Source organism: Clostridium neonatale, from assembly GCF_001458595.1.
GTDB classification, from domain to species: domain Bacteria; phylum Bacillota; class Clostridia; order Clostridiales; family Clostridiaceae; genus Clostridium; species Clostridium neonatale.
This window is the reverse complement of record NZ_LN890328.1, coordinates 2,455,993-2,478,386: the sequence shown is the minus strand read 5'-3', so window position 1 is coordinate 2,478,386 and position 22,394 is coordinate 2,455,993. Positions and strand designations below refer to the sequence as shown.

General features: G+C 25.8%; 20 protein-coding genes. 19 read left to right on the top strand and 1 reads right to left on the bottom strand.

Annotation, left to right across the window (positions count from 1 at the left end; genetic code table 11):
• Positions 1–4: 4 nt before the first annotated feature.
• The 18 genes from BN2920_RS18110 (at position 5) to BN2920_RS18025 (ending at position 18,887) form a co-directional block, all read left to right on the top strand.
• Entirely contained in the window at positions 5–334 is a 330-nt protein-coding gene (locus tag BN2920_RS18110) for a flagellar protein FliT (protein ID WP_058296370.1), read from the top strand.
• A 171-nt stretch (positions 335–505) separates the two neighbouring features.
• Complete coding sequence (locus BN2920_RS18105; RefSeq protein WP_058296369.1) at positions 506–1,318, top strand: flagellin N-terminal helical domain-containing protein; 813 nt, start codon at positions 506–508, stop codon at positions 1,316–1,318.
• 99 nt (positions 1,319–1,417) lie between these two features.
• Positions 1,418–3,112 (top strand): motility associated factor glycosyltransferase family protein, encoded by a 1,695-nt coding sequence (locus BN2920_RS18100; protein WP_058296368.1) that lies wholly within the window; start codon positions 1,418–1,420, stop codon positions 3,110–3,112.
• 27 nt (positions 3,113–3,139) lie between these two features.
• Complete coding sequence (locus BN2920_RS18095) at positions 3,140–4,882, top strand: motility associated factor glycosyltransferase family protein (protein WP_058296367.1); 1,743 nt, start codon at positions 3,140–3,142, stop codon at positions 4,880–4,882.
• A 21-nt stretch (positions 4,883–4,903) separates the two neighbouring features.
• Positions 4,904–5,251 carry a DUF8042 domain-containing protein gene (locus tag BN2920_RS18090; protein WP_058296366.1) on the top strand — a complete coding sequence of 116 codons (348 nt, stop codon included), beginning with the start codon at positions 4,904–4,906 and terminating at the stop codon, positions 5,249–5,251.
• 42 nt (positions 5,252–5,293) lie between these two features.
• Positions 5,294–6,286 (top strand): UDP-N-acetylglucosamine 4,6-dehydratase (inverting), encoded by a 993-nt coding sequence (gene pseB / locus BN2920_RS18085; protein WP_058296365.1) that lies wholly within the window; start codon positions 5,294–5,296, stop codon positions 6,284–6,286.
• Positions 6,287–6,336: 50 nt separating this feature from the next.
• Positions 6,337–7,326, top strand: a complete 990-nt coding sequence (locus BN2920_RS18080) for a class I SAM-dependent methyltransferase (RefSeq protein ID WP_058296364.1) — start codon at positions 6,337–6,339, stop codon at positions 7,324–7,326.
• A 13-nt stretch (positions 7,327–7,339) separates the two neighbouring features.
• On the top strand, positions 7,340–8,311 hold the full coding sequence (locus BN2920_RS18075; protein ID WP_058296363.1) for a hypothetical protein: 972 nt from the start codon (positions 7,340–7,342) through the stop codon (positions 8,309–8,311).
• A 34-nt stretch (positions 8,312–8,345) separates the two neighbouring features.
• The gene (locus BN2920_RS18070; RefSeq protein WP_058296362.1) at positions 8,346–9,620 is read left to right on the top strand and encodes a glycosyltransferase; all 1,275 of its coding nucleotides are present in this window, start codon (positions 8,346–8,348) and stop codon (positions 9,618–9,620) included.
• A gap of 45 nt (positions 9,621–9,665) precedes the next feature.
• Positions 9,666–10,610, top strand: coding sequence for an NAD-dependent epimerase/dehydratase family protein (locus BN2920_RS18065; RefSeq protein ID WP_058296361.1), 945 nt, complete (start codon positions 9,666–9,668; stop codon positions 10,608–10,610).
• Positions 10,601–11,914 (top strand): HAD-IIIA family hydrolase, encoded by a 1,314-nt coding sequence (locus tag BN2920_RS18060; protein WP_058296360.1) that lies wholly within the window; start codon positions 10,601–10,603, stop codon positions 11,912–11,914. The genes BN2920_RS18065 and BN2920_RS18060 overlap by 10 nt, the downstream gene beginning before the upstream one ends.
• Positions 11,901–12,872, top strand: coding sequence for a GHMP family kinase ATP-binding protein (locus BN2920_RS18055; protein ID WP_058296359.1), 972 nt, complete (start codon positions 11,901–11,903; stop codon positions 12,870–12,872). Before BN2920_RS18060 ends, BN2920_RS18055 begins: the two co-directional genes overlap by 14 nt.
• An 11-nt stretch (positions 12,873–12,883) precedes the next feature.
• Positions 12,884–13,462 (top strand): D-sedoheptulose-7-phosphate isomerase, encoded by a 579-nt coding sequence (locus BN2920_RS18050; RefSeq protein ID WP_058296358.1) that lies wholly within the window; start codon positions 12,884–12,886, stop codon positions 13,460–13,462.
• Positions 13,463–13,555: 93 nt separating this feature from the next.
• Positions 13,556–14,389 (top strand): TylF/MycF/NovP-related O-methyltransferase, encoded by an 834-nt coding sequence (locus tag BN2920_RS18045; RefSeq protein WP_083498854.1) that lies wholly within the window; start codon positions 13,556–13,558, stop codon positions 14,387–14,389.
• Between the two features lie 42 nt (positions 14,390–14,431).
• Complete coding sequence (locus BN2920_RS18040; RefSeq protein WP_058296357.1) at positions 14,432–15,769, top strand: glycosyltransferase; 1,338 nt, start codon at positions 14,432–14,434, stop codon at positions 15,767–15,769.
• 30 nt (positions 15,770–15,799) lie between these two features.
• Positions 15,800–16,654, top strand: a complete 855-nt coding sequence (locus tag BN2920_RS18035) for a nucleoside-diphosphate sugar epimerase/dehydratase (RefSeq protein WP_058296356.1) — start codon at positions 15,800–15,802, stop codon at positions 16,652–16,654.
• A 13-nt stretch (positions 16,655–16,667) separates the two neighbouring features.
• Complete coding sequence (locus tag BN2920_RS18030; RefSeq protein WP_058296355.1) at positions 16,668–17,783, top strand: glycosyltransferase; 1,116 nt, start codon at positions 16,668–16,670, stop codon at positions 17,781–17,783.
• Between the two features lie 3 nt (positions 17,784–17,786).
• Positions 17,787–18,887: a chemotaxis protein gene (locus BN2920_RS18025; RefSeq protein WP_242868420.1), complete on the top strand. Its 1,101-nt coding sequence runs from the start codon at positions 17,787–17,789 to the stop codon at positions 18,885–18,887.
• 62 nt (positions 18,888–18,949) lie between these two features.
• Here BN2920_RS18025 and BN2920_RS18020 read toward each other — a convergent pair whose 3' ends face one another.
• Positions 18,950–20,974: an alkaline phosphatase family protein gene (locus BN2920_RS18020; protein ID WP_242868416.1), complete on the bottom strand. Its 2,025-nt coding sequence runs from the start codon at positions 20,972–20,974 to the stop codon at positions 18,950–18,952.
• 186 nt (positions 20,975–21,160) lie between these two features.
• Between BN2920_RS18020 and BN2920_RS18015 the strand changes: the two genes are divergently transcribed.
• Positions 21,161–22,387, top strand: a complete 1,227-nt coding sequence (locus tag BN2920_RS18015; RefSeq protein ID WP_058296354.1) for a motility associated factor glycosyltransferase family protein — start codon at positions 21,161–21,163, stop codon at positions 22,385–22,387.
• The last annotated feature ends 7 nt before the right edge of the window (positions 22,388–22,394 follow it).

The window sequence follows — 22,394 nt, the reverse complement described above, 5'->3', positions numbered from 1 at the left end:
AGCTATGAGACTTGATGAACTACTTAAGGATTATAAAGATACATCATTGAGTATGGTTGAAAAAGTTAAAGGGAACGAAGATATTTCTTCCTTCTTAAAGAAAAGAGATTCTATAATTAATGAAATAAATAGCTTGGGTATTGATAAGCAAATTATATGTGATGGAATAAATGCTTTGAATATTATAGAGATAGAAGATGAACTAGAGAAATTAATTAAAGACAACATGCGGGATGTAAAAAAAGAAATAAAAAAAATAAAACAATCTAGGGAAGTTTATAAAAAATATATGGATTTTAATGGGAATGCATTGATATTTAGCACAAAAAGATAATGTATCAATAAATTGAAAAATATTAAAAAATATTTAAAAAGCGCTAAAGTATAGAAATAATACAACGAATATATAAATATAAGGCTTATAAGCTATTATCTCGTAAGAGTTAATATATATTAAAAGACATGGAAGTCTAATAATCATTTAAAAATCAAGGAGGAATTTATTATGGTAATTTCACACAATCTTAATGCTATGAATGCTCATAGACAAATGAAAACAAACACAAATAATACTGGAAAGGCAATCGAAAAATTAAGTTCAGGTTTAAGAATAAACAGAGCTGGAGACGATGCTGCTGGATTGGCAATATCTGAAAAAATGAGATCTCAAATCAGAGGTTTAAATCAAGGCTCAACTAATGCTCAAGATGGTATTTCATTAGTACAAACTACTGAAGGTGCTTTAACTGAAACTCATGCAATGTTACAAAGACTTAAGACATTAGCAGTTCAATCATCTAATGGAACTTATAGTACAGCAGACAGAAACTTAATAGACAAAGAAGTTAAGCAATTAACTAGTGAAATAACTAGAATTGCTAGCCAAACTGAATTCAATGGTAAGCAAGTATTAGCAAGTGATAGTTTAAAGATTTCTTTCCAAGTTGGAAACAAATCAGGTCAAGAAATTAGTGTTTCTATGAAATCTATGGGGGCTAATGCATTAGGTCTTTCAAGTTTAAGTTTAAGTACAGATGTTAAAGCTAAGGCTGCTTTAGAAACAATAGATTCAGCAATCAATACAGTTTCTGAACACAGAGCTACACTTGGAGCTGTTCAAAACAGATTAGAACATACAATAACTTCTACTGATAATACATCAGAAAATATTCAAGCTGCAGAATCTAGAATAAGAGATACTGATATGGCTAAGGAAATGATGGAGTATACTAAGAGTAACATATTAACTCAAGCTGCTCAATCAATGTTAGCACAAGCTAATAGCGCTCCAAATTCAGTATTAAGTTTATTACAATAATTTAATTAATAAAAAAGATGTTCCAAATAAGGAACATCTTTTTTATTTAGATTTTTTTATGTATAATGTATTTAAAAATAGAATAAAAGAGGAAAATTTATGCTTACAATTAATTTGGAATTTAACATCGAGCAAAGTAAAGATAAACAAGAAATTTTAAAAGTTCAAAGGGATAAAAAAAATATTTATATTGGGAGCAAGTACAATAGTAATAAAGAAAATGAAAAGTTTTTAAATAATATAAAAGGAAATAAGAAAGATAATGATGTTTTTATTGTATATGGATTTGGAGTGGGTAATCATATAAAAGAATTGCGTAAAAAATATGAAAATAGAATAGTAGTGTTTGAACCTAATACAAAGGTATACAGATATCTAAGTACATTAGAGTGGATAAAAAAAGATAAGAATTTAAATGTAATATGTTGCGAAAAACAAGAACTTGCTTCAATAATAAAAAAGGAAATAAATGAATTCAATTTTAAAAATTCTGAAATAATGATATTTTCTAATTATGATACTATCTATAAGAGAGAATGTAGTGAATTTTTTAGTGAGATTAATGGCTATATTATAAGATTAGGGATAGATATAAACACTAAAACTTTCTTTGGAAAAAAGTGGTTTAAAAATATAATAGAAGGAACTGAATATTTTGTGAAATCTATTCCTGCTGATTTATATAATGGTAAGTTTAAAAATAATCCTGCTGTAGTTGTTTCAGCCGGACCTTCATTAGCAAAAAATATAGATGATTTAAAGCAAAAAGAAGATGAGATGTTTATCATAAGTGGAGGAAGAACTTTTGGACCACTTATAGAAAAAAATATTAAAGCTGATTTGCTCGTAGTAGCAGATGCAACAGGAAGAAATTATGAATTAGTATGTAATTATCTTAAGCTATCAGATACACCTATATTATTTTCAGAAGGTGCAAATTTAGATATTGTTAAAGAACATAAAGGAATAAAAATATTTTATTCATATAGTGATTTAGTGAATAAAATTGTGGGAAAGAAAATGAAGCATATTTCAACAGGGGGATCTGTAGCACATGCAATGACATCGTATGCTGGAAATTTGGGGTGTAATCCAATTATTTTTATTGGACAAGACTTTGCATATACAGGAGAAAGCACTCATGCAGATATAACAGAAAATAAAGATGGAAGTTACACTTATGAAATTGCTAAATCTGAAGATGATATTTGGGTGGAAGATATATATGGCAATGAGGTTAGAACAAGTGTAGTTTTAAATAACCAAAGATTAGCCATGGAAGAAATAATAAAATTATATCCTAATATAAAATTTATTAATGCTACAGAGGGTGGGGCTAAAATAAGTGGAACATTAGAAATGCCGCTTAAGAAGGCTATGGAGATATACTGTCGGGATGAAATAGAGAAAATAACTCCGCTATCCTATCCAATTAATATGCTGGATAATGCATTGACAGAGCTAAATAAGTTGAAAAGAATTTTAAAAGAACTTAGTATTATAGTAAATAATCAGGTATTAAGATTAGGAAATTTTAAAAAAAATATTATAGTAGATAATAGTATTTTTTTACAAAGTGATATAAATGACTCAAAAATAATTAATATTTATAATAGCAGAGAAGAATTACAAATGCTTTTATATAAACCTGTATATGATTATTTGAGAACTGATAACGATACAGATATATTGTATAAAAAGAGAGAGTTTTATTCAAATACGAATGAATTAATACAATATGCTCTAAGCATTATACAAAAACAGCTTATTAAATTAAAGCAAATGCAAAAATAACCGATAAAAAAATGAGGTGTATTTGAAATGGAAAATACAAAATTAGAGTTTAATATTGAAAATACAAAAGATAATTTAACAGTCTTAAGAATAAATAAGAATAACAAATGGATTTATATGGGCAGTAAATATAATATGACATTAGAAATAGATAAGTTTTTGGAACAATGTGAATGTATAGATAAAAAAGAAAGTATATTATTAGTTTATGGATTTGGGACAGGTGAGCACTTAAAATCATTAAGGAAGAAATATAAAGATAATGAAATAGTAGTGTTTGAACCTAATATTTCTATGAATGAATATATAGATAATATAGAATGGATTAAAAAAGATGATAAAATAACTGTTATATGTGGAAAAATATCAGATTTTATTAATAATATAAACGTAAGATTAGACGGATTGAATTTAGATTTTACTAAGATTTTATTTTTTTCTAATTATCAAAAAGTATATGTAGAGGAAGTAAAAGAATTCTTAGAAGAACTAAAATATTTTTTTATAAATGTAAAGCTTGATAATAGTACAAAAATAAATATGTCAAAAATATGGTTTAAGACTTTAATGGAAAACTTAAAATACATAATTGATGGAATTCCTATTAATAAGTATCGAAATATATATAAAGATAAACCAGCGATAATAGTATCAGCTGGACCATCTCTTGAAAAGAATATAGATGAGTTACGAAAAATAAATGATGAGATTTTAATAATTAGTGGAGGAAGAACATTGAGATCACTTATAGATAGAAAGATAAATCCACATTTATTAGCCGTTGTAGATCCATTAGAGGTTAGTTATGAATTATGTAAAGATTATATTGAAGAACTTAATATACCATTACTATTTTACGAAGGAACCAATCATAAGGTGGTATCTGAACATAAAGGAGAAAAAGTATTTTTTTCATATAATGAATTCATAAATAAGATCTTAGGAGAAAAAGTGTTAGAGGTACAGACTGGGGGATCAGTAGCTCATGTAATGACATCAGTGGCAATAATAATGGGCTGTAATCCAATTATTTTTGTTGGACAAGATTTGGCGTATACTAATGAAAAAAGTCATGCATTAATAGCACAGAATAGAGATGGTAAAACAGGGTTCAATGAATTGAAGAGAAATGATGATATTTTTGTTGAAGACATAAATGGAAATCTTGTAAGGACAAGTTTGGTTTTAAATGATTATAGAATGGGATTGGAAAAGATTATAGAAAAGAGTAAAAAAACTACGTTTATAAATGCTACTGAAGGTGGGGCAAGAATAAAGGGAACAATTGAATTAACATTAAAAGAAGCAATAGATAAATATAAAAATGGAAGAATTAAATTATTAAATGATTTTAAAAAAGTTGAAAATTCATTTAGTATTAAAACAAAAGCATTAATACATTTAAAGGAAACAAAATATAGCTGTATAAAGATAATTAAAGAATATAAGAAATCTATTGAATATTTAAATGAATTATATAGAATAAATGAAAAAAGAGATAATGCAAAAATAAATTTAATTATAAATAAACTTGATAAAATAGATAAAAAAGTAAGTGAAGAATATAAAAAAATAGAATTAGTTGATAAGCTGATATATCCTATAATATATGAAACAATGCAAATTAAAAAATGTATATCTAATAGCAAAGATGATAAATGTGAACAAAATATATTATATGAGAATATGAGATTTTATTTATCAATTATAGAGGAATTACAATATGCACTAAAATACATAGATGATGTGATAGATAAATTATCTAAATAAAAAGAAGTGGAGAGCATAAATATGAAAAAAGAGAAAATTGAAGTTTTACAGTCAGCTGATGAATATTTAAATATTTTTAAAAAAGGAATAATTAATACATGTGAATTAATTCAAGCAGGAAGAGAGCAAGAAGGTATAAATCTAATACCGCAATTAGCTGATGGAATAGGATGGATAATAGATGTAGTTAATGTCACTAGAGATATACAAAAGAATGAAATTGATATTGAGCAATTAGAAGAACAAATTGAAGGAATAGTAGAGGCCTTGGAAAACGAAGACTATATTTTGGTTGGAGATTTATTTAATTATGAAGTTTTGCCTATAATTGAATCAATTCATAATGAAATTAAAAGTAGTATATGTTAGTAAAATATGCAAATATAATATTTGTTTAGGGGGAATTGAAAAATGTTTGATGATAAATCTATATTAATAACTGGTGGAACTGGTTCATTTGGTAAAAAATTTGCTGAAAGAATATTGCGAGAATTTTCTCCTAAAAGAATTGTAATATATTCAAGAGATGAGTTTAAACAAGATATAATGTCAAAAGAGTTTAAAATAAAGTTCCCTGAAAAATTTAGAAAATTAAGATTTTTTATTGGAGATGTTAGAGATAAGGATAGATTATATAGGGCATTTAATGATATAGATTATGTAATTCATGCAGCAGCTATGAAGCAGGTTCCAGCATGTGAATATAATCCTTTTGAAGCTATAAAGACTAACATACATGGCGCACAAAATATTGTAGATGCAGCAATTGACTGCGGGGTAAAAAAGGTTGTGGCATTATCTACAGATAAAGCTGTAAATCCTATAAATTTATATGGTGGAACTAAACTTGTTTCAGATAAATTATTTATTGCAGGAAATGCTTATTCAGGGGGAGAAGGTACAACATTTTCTGTAGTTAGATATGGAAATGTTGCAGGCAGTAGAGGATCTGTAATACCATTTTTTAAAGGATTATTAGAAAGTGGAGAAAAAGTATTGCCAATAACAGATTATAGAATGACTAGATTTTGGATTACATTAGATGAAGGTGTAGATTTGGTGTTTAAAGCATTAAAAGAATCTCGTGGTGGTGAAACATACATATCTAAGATTCCTTCATTTAAGATTACTGATTTAGCTAAAGCAATGAACCCAGATGGACACATGAAAGAAGTTGGAATCAGAGAAGGAGAAAAACTTGATGAAGTTATGATAACTAAGGATGACTCAAGAATGACATATGAATATGAAAAACATTACATAATTTATCCACATTTTGATTGGTGGAATTCTCAGAATTATATGACTCCAGGTGGAAAGCTTGTTGAAGAAGGATTTGAATATGATTCTGGGAAGAATAGTGAGTGGCTTTCTGTTGAGCGACTTAAAGAGTTATTAAAATAAAAAAATTAATACACAAATTATAGTGGTAACATAATAGGAAGGTTAAAAATATGAGTGATAAGAAAATTATTTTATTTGGAGCAAGTGAACTTGGAAAGAAAGCATTGATATATTTCAACAAAGAAAATGTAGCCTTTTTCTGTGATAATGATATAAATAAAATTGGAATAAAAATAAATGATATTGAGTGTATTGGATTTAATAAGTTGTTAGAAATACATAAAAATTATAAAATAATAATAACGAGTATGTATGAAAAAGAAATATCTGAACAATTAGAAAAAAATAATATAAATTATGGTATCTATAAAGAAAGTATAGAAATATATTATCCAATTGAAGATTTACTGGAAATAAATTTAGGACATTTTTTTTATAAATGTGATTTTAATATTAAATTAGATAAATTGACATTTTTTCAAGGGGGTTCAACAATTCTAGATTATGCATTTTTACAGGCAATAGCTAAAAAGTTCAAGAGGAAAAAGTATTTAGAGATAGGATCTTTTATGGGAGAAAGTATAAAGTGTTTAAGCGTGGTATGTGATGAGTGTGTAAGTATATCATTGGAAGATCAAGAGTTAGATCAGTTCTTTTTTTCTAAACATAAAAGTAATTTTGGAAGTTATTTTATGAATAACATATGTAATGTAAAACAAATAAAGGGTGATTCAAAAAAAATAAATTTTAAAGAAATTAGTTTTGAACCTGATTTTGTTTTTATTGATGGAGATCATTCATATGAAGGCGTTTTTAATGATACACAAAAAATATTTGATTTAATTGACTACAATGAAACTATAGTGGTTTGGCATGATTTCAGAAAGGCCATTACAAAAGAGATTAGAACTGAAACTGTTAAGGCGGTATTTGATGCACTAGATGAAAAATATAAAAAAAATATTTTTATTTGTGATAATAATTTATGCGGTATATATGTTCCTGAAAAATATTTGAAATATTTTTCATTTAATATAAATTCTAATGAAATGTACTCATATGAATTTGAAATGCATAAGGTGATAAAGAATTTGATATAGAGAGGTTTTATAAATGAAGAAAAAAGCAGTTATTATTGGCGCATCTAAAAAAGGATTAATAGCTTATCATGCATATAATGATCAATATGATATTGTGAAATTTCTTGATAACAATCCTAATCTGTATGAGAAAAAAATACAAGGAATAGATATTCAAGCAGTTAATAAAATAGTAAATATTGAGTATGATGTGATTATTATAGCATCACAATATTACGATGAAATAAAAATTCAGCTCAAAAATTTAAATGTAAAGGATAATATTTTAGTTTTTGATTATTCTTTAGAAGGTAAAGGTGACTATCTTAATTGGAATGAAGATAACACAGAAATATATAAATATATACAGGGAGAGTTGTTTAGTGGAGGAATATCCATTAATTTTGATGGGACGGCTGTATTTAAAGAAAGAGAAACTGTTATAGAAGATTTAATAGAAAATAGAAAAGTAATCCATCTAGGCTGTTGTGATCATTTATGTGTCATAGAAGAAAAAATCAGAACTAATAAATGGTTGCATGCTAAGATAAGTAATAAAGCAGAAAAATGTATTGGCATAGATATAAATGATGAAGCAGTTAAGTTATCCAGCAGATATTCTGATAATATAATATGTGGTAATATTTTAGAGGAAATAAATGAAATTAGTATTGAACAGTGGGATGACCTTCTTATACCAGATGTTCTTGAACATATAAGTAATCCAGTTGAATTTTTATCAAAAATAAAAGAAAATTATAAAAATACAATAGAAAGAATTATTGTTTCAGTTCCAAATGCTTTTTCAAAATATCAATTTATAAGATTAAATAATAATATAGAATGTATCAATAGTGATCATAGATATCAGTTTACACCATATACAATAGCTAAAGTTTTAAATGATGCAGGGTATAGAATAGATAAATTAATAATGTGTGGTACAGTAGAAAAAGTAACAAAAGATATAAATATGCCCAATATAGTTGTTATTGCAAAAATGTAGAATTACTTTTCTATTATGAAGAAGGAGTGATTTAATGAATATTCTAGTTTATGGAACAGGAGACTTTTATAAAAAAAATAAGATGTTGTTAGTACCAGAATGTTATAATATATGTGCATTTGTTTCAGAGAATAGGCAAAATTTCATGGATTCATTTGAAGAAAAACCGCTTATCAATTTTGAGCAGATAGAGAAGTATAAATTTGATAAAATAATTATTGCAGTAGAAAAATGGATAGAAATTGAGCAAAAATTGTTAAGTATCGGAGTAACACTTGATAAAATAATAATTCCAGTTATTACTTCAGAGAATTGTAATCATGATGTATTAAAAGCTAAAATAGAACTCTTAAAGCAACCCAACGAAAAACCTAAATTAGCTATAATATCATACTTAACTGATAAATTTGTAAGAAGGTATGAGGAATATCTTAAAATTAAATATGAAACTATATTTTTTACACTGAATTTACAAGAGAGCAGATATTATATAAGTGAAATATTGAAGTATTCAGATATTTGCTTTTTTGAGTGGGCTGGATCGCCATTAGTTTTTGCAAGTTATTTAAAAAGTGCTATTAATAAGCCTATAATTACAAGGATACATAGATATGAAGTTTATACAAACACTTTGAAAGGGATAAATTGGAGTGTAGTAGATGATGTTATATTTATAGCAGACCATATTAAAACTAAGTTTGAAAAAACTATTAGTATTAATAAGGATAAATTAAGATTAATTCATAATGGATTTGAAATAGAGAAATTTACATTTAAATATCACAGTAAAGGATACAATATATCGTATGTAGGAGAGTTATCTTATAGAAAGAACATACAGCTACTTATGCTACTAATGAAAAAATTAAAAAATATTAACAATGATTACAAATTATATTTAACAGGAAAATTTGAAAATGATGAATATAGAGATTATATATATCATATAATTCATGAATTAAATATAAATGAAAATGTGATTTTTGAAGGTTATGTACCAGATATAAATGAATGGTTAAATGATAAGGATTATATAATATGTAGCAGTACAAGTGAAGGTCATATTTCTTCAATACAGGAAGCAATGCTAAAAGGAATAAAACCTATAATATATAACTATGAGGGCGCTTCCGAAATATATCCTAAACATTATTTATGGGACGAGTTAGAAGATGCAGTAAATTTAATAACTGAGGAAAGATACGAAACTATGGAATACAGGAAATTAATAGAAAATAATTTTAACGTGGTAACACAAACAGATAAAATTTGCAGACTAATAGATGAAGCATATAATAGTTATAAGTAATGGAAAATAAATATTATTATATATTTTCAAAAGCGGAGGATAAAAATGAATATATTAATAACTGGTGGCGCTGGATTTATAGGAAGTTATATTTGCAGCAGATTATGTCATGAACATAAAATAATTGTTGTTGACAATTTAATTTTAGGAAAAGAAGATAATATTAAAGCTTTATATAGTACTAAAAATGTGGAATTTATAAAGTGGGATGCAGCTGATACCATATTTTTAGAGAATCTTATAAAAGAAAATAATATTGATACTATTATTCATTTAGCAGCAAATTCAGACATTCAAAAAAGTGAACAAAATCCAGAAGTTGATTTTAATAATACTTTTTTAACTACACATTCAGTTTTAGAAGGTATGAGGAGGAATAATGTAAAGAATTTGATTTTTGCATCTACATCTGCAATTTATGGCGATAAAAGGGAAGAAAATATAAATGAAGATAGTGGACCATTATTTCCAATATCTTATTATGGAGGCGCTAAATTAGCATCAGAAGCATTAATATCATCATACACATATATGAATGATATGAGTTCATGCATAGTGAGATTTCCTAATGTGATTGGTGAAAATTTAACCCATGGAGTAATTTTTGATTTTATAAAAAAGCTTAAAGAAAATAAAGAAGAACTTGTAATTTTAGGTGATGGAAACCAGCAGAAATCTTATATTTATATTCAGGATTTAATAGATGCTATATTATGTGTTTTTAAAAATAGGAATAAAGGTATTAATTATTATAATATTGGAGCTGAAGGTACTACGACAGTAAGAAAAATAGCAGATATAGTCTGTGAAGAGATGAATCTGAAAAATGTAAAATATAATTTTACTGGTGGAGAATGTGGGTGGTTAGGAGATGTTCCTAAGTTTAGTTATGATACAAAGAAGATAAATAATTTAGGCTGGCATGCTAAGTATTCATCTGATGAAGCAGTCAGATTATCAGTAAAAGGAGCAGCAGCTTTATGCAAGTAGTAATTTTAGCTGGAGGAAAAGGAACTAGGTTAAGCCAGTATACAAAAGAAATCCCAAAACCATTAATTAATGTCTGTGGCAAAACAATATTAGAATATCAGATAGAAAATCTTAAAAAATATGGATTGAGCGATATCATAATAAGTCTTGGGTACTTAGGTGAGCAAATAAGAAATTATTTTAAGGATGGTTATGAACTTGGTGTTAATATTTCATACATTGAAGAAAAGGATTTACTTGGAACTGGTGGAGCATTAAGTTTGCTAAAAAGTAAAATAAATGAGGATTTTATTCTGCTTTTTGGAGATATTTTATTGAATATTAATTGGCGAAGATTTATAAAGTTCCATATTGAGAAAGGTGGGATAGGTTCCTGTATAGTACATCCTAATAACCATCCATATGATAGTGATGTGATTGTGTGTAATAAAGATGCAAGTATAAATAAAATCTTATATAAAAATCAAGAAAGAGGTTATTATAAAAATATTGTCAAGTCCGGAGTTCATATTTTTAGTAAAAGAGTTTTAGATTATATAGAAGAGAATAAAAAACAGGATTTGGAAAAAGATGTTTTAATAAACTTATTAAAAAAAAATGAAAAAATATACTGCTATAAAACTACAGAATATATAAAAGATATGGGAACAGTTAATCGGTTAAGGCAAATCAGTTATGATATAATCAGTAATGTAATTAATCAAAAAGCTTTATACAATAAGCAAAAATGCGTTTTTTTAGATAGAGATGGAAGTATAAATGTATATAAAGATTTACTTTGTACAATCGATGATTTTGAATTAGAATATAGAGTTTCAGAATCTGTAAAAAGGCTTAATAGTCATGGATACTTAGTTATAGTTGTAACTAATCAGCCTGTTATAGCACGAAATTTATGTACTTTTGAGGAATTAGAGCAGATTAACAACAAAATGGAAACGCTTCTTGGAAGAGATGGAGCATATATAGATGACTTGTATTTTTGCCCACATCATCCTGATTCAGGATATGAGGGTGAAAATAAGAAGTATAAAATGAAATGTAAATGCAGAAAGCCAGGAACATTATTATTAAATAATGCAATTGATAAATATAATATTGATATTAAGAATTCATATATGATAGGGGATACAACGGTGGATATTAAAACTGGAGAAAATATAGGATGTAGTACAATATTATTAAGAACCGGACTGGCTGGAAAAGATAATAAATATGATGTTAATCCAACGCATGTAGCTGATAATTTATATGAGGCTGTAAGTTTAATTTTAAAGGATGTGAAAGCTGATGATAATATCTAAGACTCCATTCAGAATAAGTTTTTTTGGCGGTGGAACAGATTTAAAAGAATATTATATAAATAATACTGGTATTGTAGCAAGTACTACTATAGATAAATATATATATATTACGGTTAATAAAAGATTTGATAACTCTATTAGAATTAGTTATTCTAAAACAGAGATAGCTGAAAAAAGAGATGATATTCAACATCCTATAGTTAAAGAAGCATTGAAATTATTAGATATTGATGGTGGAATAGAAATAACTTCAATTGCTGATATTCCTGCTAAAACAGGGTTAGGATCATCTAGTACATTTACTGTTGGATTGTTAAATGCATTATATGCATATAAAGGTATTTATGTTAATGCTGAAACTCTTGCTAAAAAAGCTTGTGAAATAGAGATAGATATTTTAAAAGAACCGATAGGCAAACAAGATCAATATGCAGCAGCTTATGGTGGTTTAAATTCTATTAGGTTTAATAGCGATGAAACAGTATTTGTTGACCCGATAATTTGCAATAAAGATATAAAATATGAGTTTGAAAATAATTTGCTATTATTTTATACAGGCATAACTAGAAGTGCAGGTGAAATATTGGGTTCTCAAAAGAAAAATACGAGTAATAATATTGAAAATTTAACTTCAATGAAACTGTTAGTAGATGACTTGAAACAAATTTTGAGTGAGGGCAATAATTTGAAGCAAATCGGAGAAAAACTAAATGATAGTTGGTTATTTAAGAGAAAACTTTCTAATAACATATCTAACAATTTTATAGATTCAATATATAATTTAGCAATAAATAATGGAGCTATTGGGGGGAAGGTATTAGGAGCAGGTGGTGGTGGTTTCCTATTGTTTTATTGTGAGCCACACAATCATAAACAACTAATATATGCATTAAAAGATTTGAAATATGTGCCATTTAATTTTGAATCACAAGGATCAAAGATAATTTTCGTAGATTAGAGGAGGTTTTTATGGAAAATATAATATCAAATTACATTAAGGATATAGACAAGCTTTTAAAAAGTTTGAATAGTTCAGAAGTATCAAACGTAATACATATAATTAATGAATGCTATAAAAAGAATAGACAGATTTTTATTATGGGTAATGGAGGAAGCGCATCTACTTCATCTCATTTTGCATGCGATTTAGGTAAAGGTACTATTGTTAAAGGAAAAGAAAGATTGAGAGTAATGAGTTTGAGTGATAATATGGCATTAATCACTGCAATTTCTAATGATTATGGATATGAATATATTTTTTCAGAACAACTTGAAAATCTTGTGAATGAAAAAGATGTGGTAATTGCTATATCAGCATCTGGAAATTCTCCTAATATAATAAAAGGTGTAGAATATGTAAAAGAGAAAAAGGCTATAGTTATTGGATTTACTGGTTTTAATGGTGGAAAATTGAGAGAATTATCAGATATATGTATTCATATTAATTGTGATAATTATGGACAAATTGAAGATATACATATGTTATTATGTCATTTAATAAGTCAAGGAATTAGACACTTAATCTTAAATAATACAGATGAAAATTAGCGTTATAATTAAAGAAGAGTTAATTAAGTAATTTATTAGAATTAATGAAAAGTAATGATTAAAAAATATATACCAATATTTAAAGGAGTATACATGAAAAGAGCTATTATTTTCGGCGCAACAGATACAGGAAAGAGAATTTATAATAATGTAAAACAAGAATATGAGATTATAGGTTTTGTTGACGGTAATTCTAAGTTACATGGGAGTAAATATGAAGGATTTATAATTGAAGATTATAATAATTTGAAAAATTATGAATTTGACTATGTAATCGTAGGTGTATTAACAGCATATAAGCAAATTAAAGAGCAGATTTTAGAATTAGGTATCCCTGAATATAAAATTATGGATAAATATGTTGAATTACCAACACAAGCTAGGATAGAGTATTTACGAAATACCGCAGAGATTTTAAAGGAGAATAATGTAAAAGGAGCGTGTGCAGAAGTAGGAGTTTATCAGGGCGATTTTGCTAAAATAATAAATGAAATTTTTAATGAGAAAAAATTATATTTATTCGATACATTTTGTGGGTTGCCTAAAGAGGATTCAAATCATGATAATGAAAAGGGGTATGCAACGGTCCAAAGTGGTCATTTTTCTAATACATCAGAACAAGTTGTCTTAAGTAAGATGAAATATAAGGAGAATTGTATTATTTGTAAAGGATATTTCCCAGATACAATAGCAAATATTAATGAAACTTTTTGTTTTGTAAATTTAGATGCTGACTTATATAAGCCAACGATTGAAGGACTTAGGTATTTCTATCCGAGAATGGAGAAAGGTGGGGTAATATTGATACATGATTATTTTTCAATGGCATTTAAAGGTGTGAAGGATGCGGTAAAAGAGTTTTGTAATATTAGTAATATTACATATATGCCAATAGGAGATACTTTAAGTGTGGCAATAATTAAATAAAGATTAGTATTAAAGAGAATATATTTAAGGAAGTATAAATTTATGAAAAAGGTATTAATAATAGCATACTATTTCCCACCACTAGGATGGTCTGGAGTTCAAAGAACATTAAAATTTGTTAAATATTTAAGGGATTTTGACTGGGATCCTATAGTAGTTACTGTTGGGGAAACTAAGTTTTCTATATTAGATAAATCATTAGAAGATGAACTTCCTAAAGGTATAAAGATAATACGAGTAGATGATATAGTATTAAAAGATGTTACAGATGTAATGAAAAGACAAATAAAAGGTTATGTAGAAGCATCTATAAACTCTATTTCTGATGAAAGTTTAAAAAAATTATATGAAGAAGAAATAGAAAAAAAAATTAGTGAATTAAGGGATATGGTTTTATTACCAGATGGAAATGTTATATGGGCAAATAATGTTATTAAAGAAATAAATGATAAAATTGATTTTACTGAAATAGATGTTGTATATACTACTTCATCACCATATTCTGCACATATAATCGGGGAGTATATAAAGAAAGAATATAGTATACCATGGATTGCTGATTTTAGAGATCAATGGGTTGACAATCCATATATTGATTATGATAAAGATTCATTAAGATATAAACTTGAAAAAAACATGGAAAAAAATGTAGTATTTAATTGTGATAGATTAATTACGGTAACACCAGTTATAACAGAAAACTATATTAGTACATATAAAATTGAAAAAAATAAAGTGATAACAATTACTAATGGCTATGATGAAGAAGATTTTAAAAATATAAAATCTAAAAAAGAAAATAATAAATTTACAATGATTCATAATGGATCTTTTTACTTAAAAAGAAATCCATATACTGTTGCTAGAGTAATTAAAAAATTAGTAGAAAATGAGATTATAGATGAGAAGAAAATAGAAATTATTTTAAATGGAAATAATGACTGCAATATAATAAATAAATTTAAAGAAATAATGGGGAAATATTCAGATTTTATAAAAATAAATGGATATCTGTCTCATGAAGAGTCATTAATAAAATCTAACAATGCAGATATATTATTATTAATTTGTGGAGAGGAAGAAAGCTCAAAACAAGTATATACTGGAAAGGTATTTGAATACCTGCGCTTAAGAAAACCAGTGTTATCTATTTCACCTAAAGGAAGCTTAGTTGACAAGTTATTAGATGAAACAGAGTGTGGTATAAATGCTGAATATAATGATATTGAAACAATAGAAAAAATAATACTTAATTATTATAATAGCTGGCTTAAAGGAAATAAAATAGAAGTTGGTGCTAAAAATATTGAAAAATATGAAAGAAAAGAATTAACTAAAAAATTAGTTGAAATTTTTAATGAAGTATATTACAAGAAATAATATATTAAAAATGAGAGGTGATACTTTGTTATGGAGAAAGTTATTATATTTGGAGCTTCAACAAGAGGAATCTATGCATTAAATAAGTTAAAAGAAAAATATAATATAATAGCCTTTGCAGATAATGATCATACTAAATGGGAAAATAAAATTGAAGGAATACAAGTAATTAATCCTAATACACTACATAAATTTAGTGATAAGATAATAATTGCTAGTCAATATGATAAAGAAATAAAAGAACAACTTAAGGAAATGAATATATTTAATTATGAAGTATATCCTTCAAGTATTGAAATTGTATTTAGTAAGATTGAAAAAAAAGGTATTGATTTAAAAAAGGTTAATGCATTACAAACCTTTGGTGGTAGTGGAAATGGAATGGAACGTTTCTATAAAGATAAAGTTAAACAATTAGAAGTTTGGGAAATTGAAAGGTCTTTTGAAGAACAATTGAGAAAAAACCTACCAAGAGCAACAATAAAAATAACAGATTCGTTTAAAGAAATAACTCAAACAATGAAGAAATTTAATATGATTTTAATTGATAATCCTATGAGCGTATTTGGAGAACATTGTGAACATTTTGATATGTTTATGGAGTCATTTCAGATAATGAAAGATGAATGTATTTTGGTATTGGATATAATTCCAAGTCTGGAGGATAGGGGTAAAGAATTCGATTATCTTTGTAGTAATGAACATTTGTTAGCGAGAAAACTATTTTATAGGACAAATTCACCAAAGAATATAACTATTGAGAAAATGGTAGAAACATATAAGGAAATTGCTTTTGAAAAAGGATATGATATAAAGTGGTATTTCACAGAAGAAAGAAGTGGAGAATTCATCCAATATTTGGTCCTTAATTTAAAGAGAATTTAGGAGGAAGTTTACTTTGGTAAGTGTAATAATAGTAGTTTATAATGGAGAAAAATATATTGAAGAAGCTATAGAAAGTGTTCTTAATCAAACATATAAAGATATAGAGTTAGTAGTAGCTGATGATGGATCTACTGATAATACTAGAAAAATTGTTGAAAAGTTTGAAGGTGTAGTATATATATATCAAGAGAATAAAGGTGAAGGTTCAGCAAGGAATTTAGGAATCGAAGCATCAACAGGAGAATATTTAGCGTTTTTAGATGCTGATGATTTATATGCACCAGATAAAATAGAAAAACAATTAAAGATCTTATTAGAAAATGATAATATAGATGTAGTTTATAATGATTTAAAAGTGGTAGACGAAAATCTAAATTATTTAAATATATTAAAAAGCGAAGGAGTATATGAGAAGAGAGAAGATTTATTAGCAAATATAATTTATAGACAAGTAATTCAAGGTCCAATTTGTATGATGATGAGAAGAAAATGTATAAAAAATATAAAATGGAGTGAAGAATTAATATATACTGTAGATTATGAGTATGTAATTAAATTAGCACTTAAATATAACTTTAAATATTTAGAAGAGCCATTATATATATATAGACGTCATGGCAATAACTTATCTAATAAGCATAATGCCACAGTGAATGAGGAAATTAAAATAATAAGAGATTTAGGAATAGATACTATAGTAAATATAGTAAATGAAGCAACTTTTAGTGAGTATGAAAAGAAACTACTACTTTCAAAAATATATATAAAAATTAAAGAGTATGAAAAAGCAAAGCAGCTTTTAGATCGAAATATTTATAAAAAAGACAATGCTTTAATTTGCTTCTATTTAGGATTATGCAATTATATGTTAAATGATATTGATATATCAATACAAAATTATACAGAAGCAATAAGAATGGATAGTGAATTAGCAGAGGCATATAATAATTTAGGATGCTGCATTATCTTAAAAAATAAAAAATCAGCTGAAAGGTATTTCAAAAAAGCATTAGAGATTAGACCTGAATATATAGATGCTAAATATAATTTAGAATCTATATGCAGTGGAAAAAAATCTTTTAAAATTACTGAAAGAGAATTAAGGAAAATACTAACCTTGTATAGTTAGAAGGTGATTAAAATATATGATATTGTAATTTTTGGGTGTGGCAGTGCAAGTGAAAAATTAAGTAGAAGTTTAAATGAAAATATTAATATCTTATGTTATTTAGATAATAATAGATCAATGTGGGGAAAAAAATTTAATAATAAATTAGTTTGTAATCCAAGTGAAATTAGAAACATTGAATATGATTATATTGTTATAGCTAGCCAATTTAATAATGATATATTTACACAATTAATTAATTACAAAGTATCTCAAGAAAAAATACTAGAATATATAAATTTTATTAACAATAAACATAACTACTTTGAATATAAAATGAACTTATTTGAAAATGATATAAATAATTATGAGGCATTAGTAACTGGAATATCTTATTTTGTGAGTGGAATAAATGGAGATATCTTAAAGCATAGAGGGATTAATTTTGCTTTTGATAGTCAGGATTTATATTATGATTATCATATTGCAAAATATTTATTTGAAAATTATAATACAAATATTAAATATACAATAATAGGTCTTAGTTACTATACTTTTCAATATGATTTATCGCTATCATCCATGAAAGATAATGTAAAGTTATATTATCCTAAATTAAAAAAAAGTCATAACATACAATGGGATACTTATGATTATGATAGAATACTTATTAATAATATCATAGCAGATAAGATATTAAAGAAATCTGATGATGGTAATTATCTTATTGATAGTAGAATAATTCCATTAACACAGAAGAATGAGGATTTTGATTTATTAGGAAAGAGACAGGCTGAATTAGATTGTAATAAAAATTATCCAATAACAGTACTGGAAAATAAGAAAATATTTAAGGAATATTTAAGTTTACTATATAAAAATAATATTAAACCAATAGTAGTTGTTTGTCCTGTATCTAAATATTATAGTAAATATTTTTCAAATAGAATAAAGGATGAATTTCTTGAAATTATGTACGAAGTAAGAAAAGAATATAAATTTCAATATATAGATTATTTTGAATCGGCATTATTTGATGATAGTATGTTTTATGATGTATCTCATTTAACTTTTGAAGCTGGAAAAAAATTTACTCAAATTTTAAATGATGAAATAGAGTGGTGAATTAATTGTAAAAATGAAAGAATACGTAGTTGTAGTACTACGTATTCTTTCATTTTTATATACTATATTATAATAAACTCTTTAATATGATCTAGAACTACATCTGTATATTTTTCTACTAAATCTAATTTAAGAGTTGTCTCATCTTTGTTATTTAATTTATTAATAAGTTTTATTGTAAAGTCATCTTTTGATGAAATATGAATTCTAGCATCATTTGTATTATTACTTGTGGTTCTGAAGAAAAATTTGTATTCATTATCATTAATAGCTGCAAAGTAAGGGAAATTTGGATGTAATGATTCTGTATATGTATAATCTCTAGAAATTTTTCCGCCGAAATACTTAGGGATATTACTATCATTATAATTGTCTATATTTAAACCTATTTTATTACTAATTATAGGAAAAAAATCCAATATAGAAATTAATTCTGTGCATTCACCACAAGGAATATTTTTTCCTCTAAACATCATCGAAATATTAGTCCTTGTTTCATCTAAAAATTCATCACTTGCACTTAAAAAGCCTTGTCCATGATCAGAAACTAAACTAATTATATAATCATTTTCACTATAGTTCTTTTTTACATAATCAAACAATAAACCTAAATAATTATCAATTCTTTTGACTTGTGACTTATAACGTTCTATAAGATTAGGATCATATTTTTGACGTACTGTTGTTGAAATATTACTTCTATCAATTACATTATTTGAAGCTGTTATATTTGTTTGGGTACTCATTCTAGTCGCGGCCATATCAGCAACATCGTGTAAATCAGGAAAGCAAATCCACATAAAGTTGTTAGTATCCTTATAAGCTTGGATATGTTCAATGGTTTCTGTTAATACATCATCAGCAAACATTCCACGCGATGGTAATTGATATAAATATCTATCAAAACTTTTTATATAACCTAGAGTAGGATCACTTCTGTAATCGGCATCTATTTTAGTACAAAAATATCCTGATTCCCTAAATTTTTCTGAAAATAATTTGTAATCAAATAAATTGCTAGTATCGTAATCAGGATGATATATTCTATGATTAGAGGTATACATTCCTGTAAAGGCACTAGCTAAACTTGTATAAGTCCATTCTCCAGCTGTATATGCATTTTTACAAATAGTACCTTTACTGAAGAAGTTATATATATTTGGCGCTAAATTTTTAAAGTCGTTTTCTTCTAGATATTTTTGAGATAATCCATCTACAAAAATATTCAAAATTAAAGAAGGTAATTTTTTATTCAATTTAAGCTCGATATTATCTGCTATTATAAAATCGTCATTAGAATTTATGGAAATATGTTGATTGGCTTCAACTCTATAATAATAAAATCTTTCACTTAACATATGATTAATATTGGATATATTACTATCTATTTTCAGATCTATATTTTGATTATCTGTAAGTACTAAAAGAGGAAGAATTGTTGTGCAATTACTTTCAAGTTCATAATAATTAGTTTTTGAATAAGGCATAACTTCAAATTTATTAAGTGGCATTAAATCAGCATTACTATCGATATCAATTCCATCTCTTTCAGTTAAATAATAATCATAAATTGAACAATAGTAATTTTTATTGTTCAATGAAAATTGCTTAATCCTTTTATTATTTCCATGTGCATCTAATGTAACAGGAAATTTTCGTGTTATATTAGAAAAATATAAACGTAATTCATATTTTATTTTATCTAAATCTTCTTTAGAGATATATTTTATTAATTCGTCATATAACCAATCATAATTTAATGATTTTTCCTTATCTAGTAATATAGATTTAAAAAGATATTTCATAGAAGAAAAATATTCATTTTTATAATATAGAACAATAGAAATATTATAATTTAATTCTATATTATATTCATTTTTTTTATAAATGCTTAACAATAGTTTTAAAGCTTCATCATATTCTTCATGAGCGCAAAGAATATAAGATCTTAAACTATATACATCTAAATCATATGGATATAGATTTATGTATTCGTTAAGTTCGCTTTCAGCTTTATCAAAATTTTCATTGGATAATAAAAATTCAATGCTATTCTTTTTTTGTTTTAGTTCTTTGTAATTAATCATATCATTCTCCTTAAAACATTGATTACATTATGATTATCGATTTTATATAGGATTCCTTTAAATTATTAATTATTGTTATAAAATAGAAGTATAAGATAAATGACAGGATTAAATTAAAAACTAAATTTTAAAGAATAGGATTAATTTAGCGATAAATAAGTATAAATAAACACAAAGGGGAAGAAAATGTTTGAATTAGAGAATAGTAGAAGTGGAGTAGAAACTTTAAAATACAACAATCGGTATATTCATAGCAAATATAATCCTATGAAAGAAGCTGAGCAGTTCGCACAGGGAAATAAAGAACTTATCAATAAAGAGGTAGTAGTATTATATGGTTTGGGGCTAGGATATCATGTGGAGTCTATACATAATTTATTGTTAGAAGGATCAATACTATATGTTTTTGAAGGGAATCCTCAATTAATTACATATTGTAAAAAGGTAAACCCTAAAGTTTTCGAATATGATAATGTTAAAATAATAGATTATGATAATAAATTTTTTTACAAAAAATTTTCTGATGTTTTAAATGATGTGGATGATATAATTGTACATAAGCCATCTTTGGAAACAATATATAAAAGTAATGAAATATTATATAATTTAATAAATGACTTTCATATAATTAAGCAACAACATGAAAGTCAGCCAGAAATGATTTTACAGGCAGAAGATAATTTAAAAGCAAATAAGCATAGAAATACTAAAAATATATTAGAATTTATAAATAGTAAGAATGATGTTAATAAAATATACGTAATAACAGCATCTGGACCATCTTTAGATTATGACTTAAATCTTTTAAAAGCTAATCAAAAAAAATTTCATATATTAGCTGTAGGAAGTGCATTACGAACATTAGTCGATAATGGAATAAAACCAGACTGTGTTGTCATAATTGATCCAAGAGAGATAGTAAAAAAACAGTTTGAAGAGATTGATTGCAGTAATATTCCACTATGTTTTGATGGAAAAGCGTCAAGATGGGCTGTACAGATTCATAATGGTCAAAAATATATATTTAATGATGATTTAGAGGATGATATTATTATAAGAACAAGTGGAACTGTAGCTGTAGCTGCTATGGATATTGCAATTAAGTGTAAAGCAGAAAAAATAATATTATTGGGTCAGGATCTTGCTTTTATTGGGGAAAAATCTCATACAAATACTTTTGAAAAGACTTATGGTTTTAAAGATTCTTATAGGAGTAATTTGAAAAACAAGTATGTAAAAGGTGTAGATGGAAGGTTGGTTAAAACAACACAAGGATATATTACATTTAAAAATAAAATAGAATCATTAATAAGAAATAATAATAATGTAGAATTTATAAATTGCAGTCATGGTGCATTTATAGAAGGAGCAAAACATATAGAATTCTATAAGGTGATAGATAAAGTAAAATAATTATTTT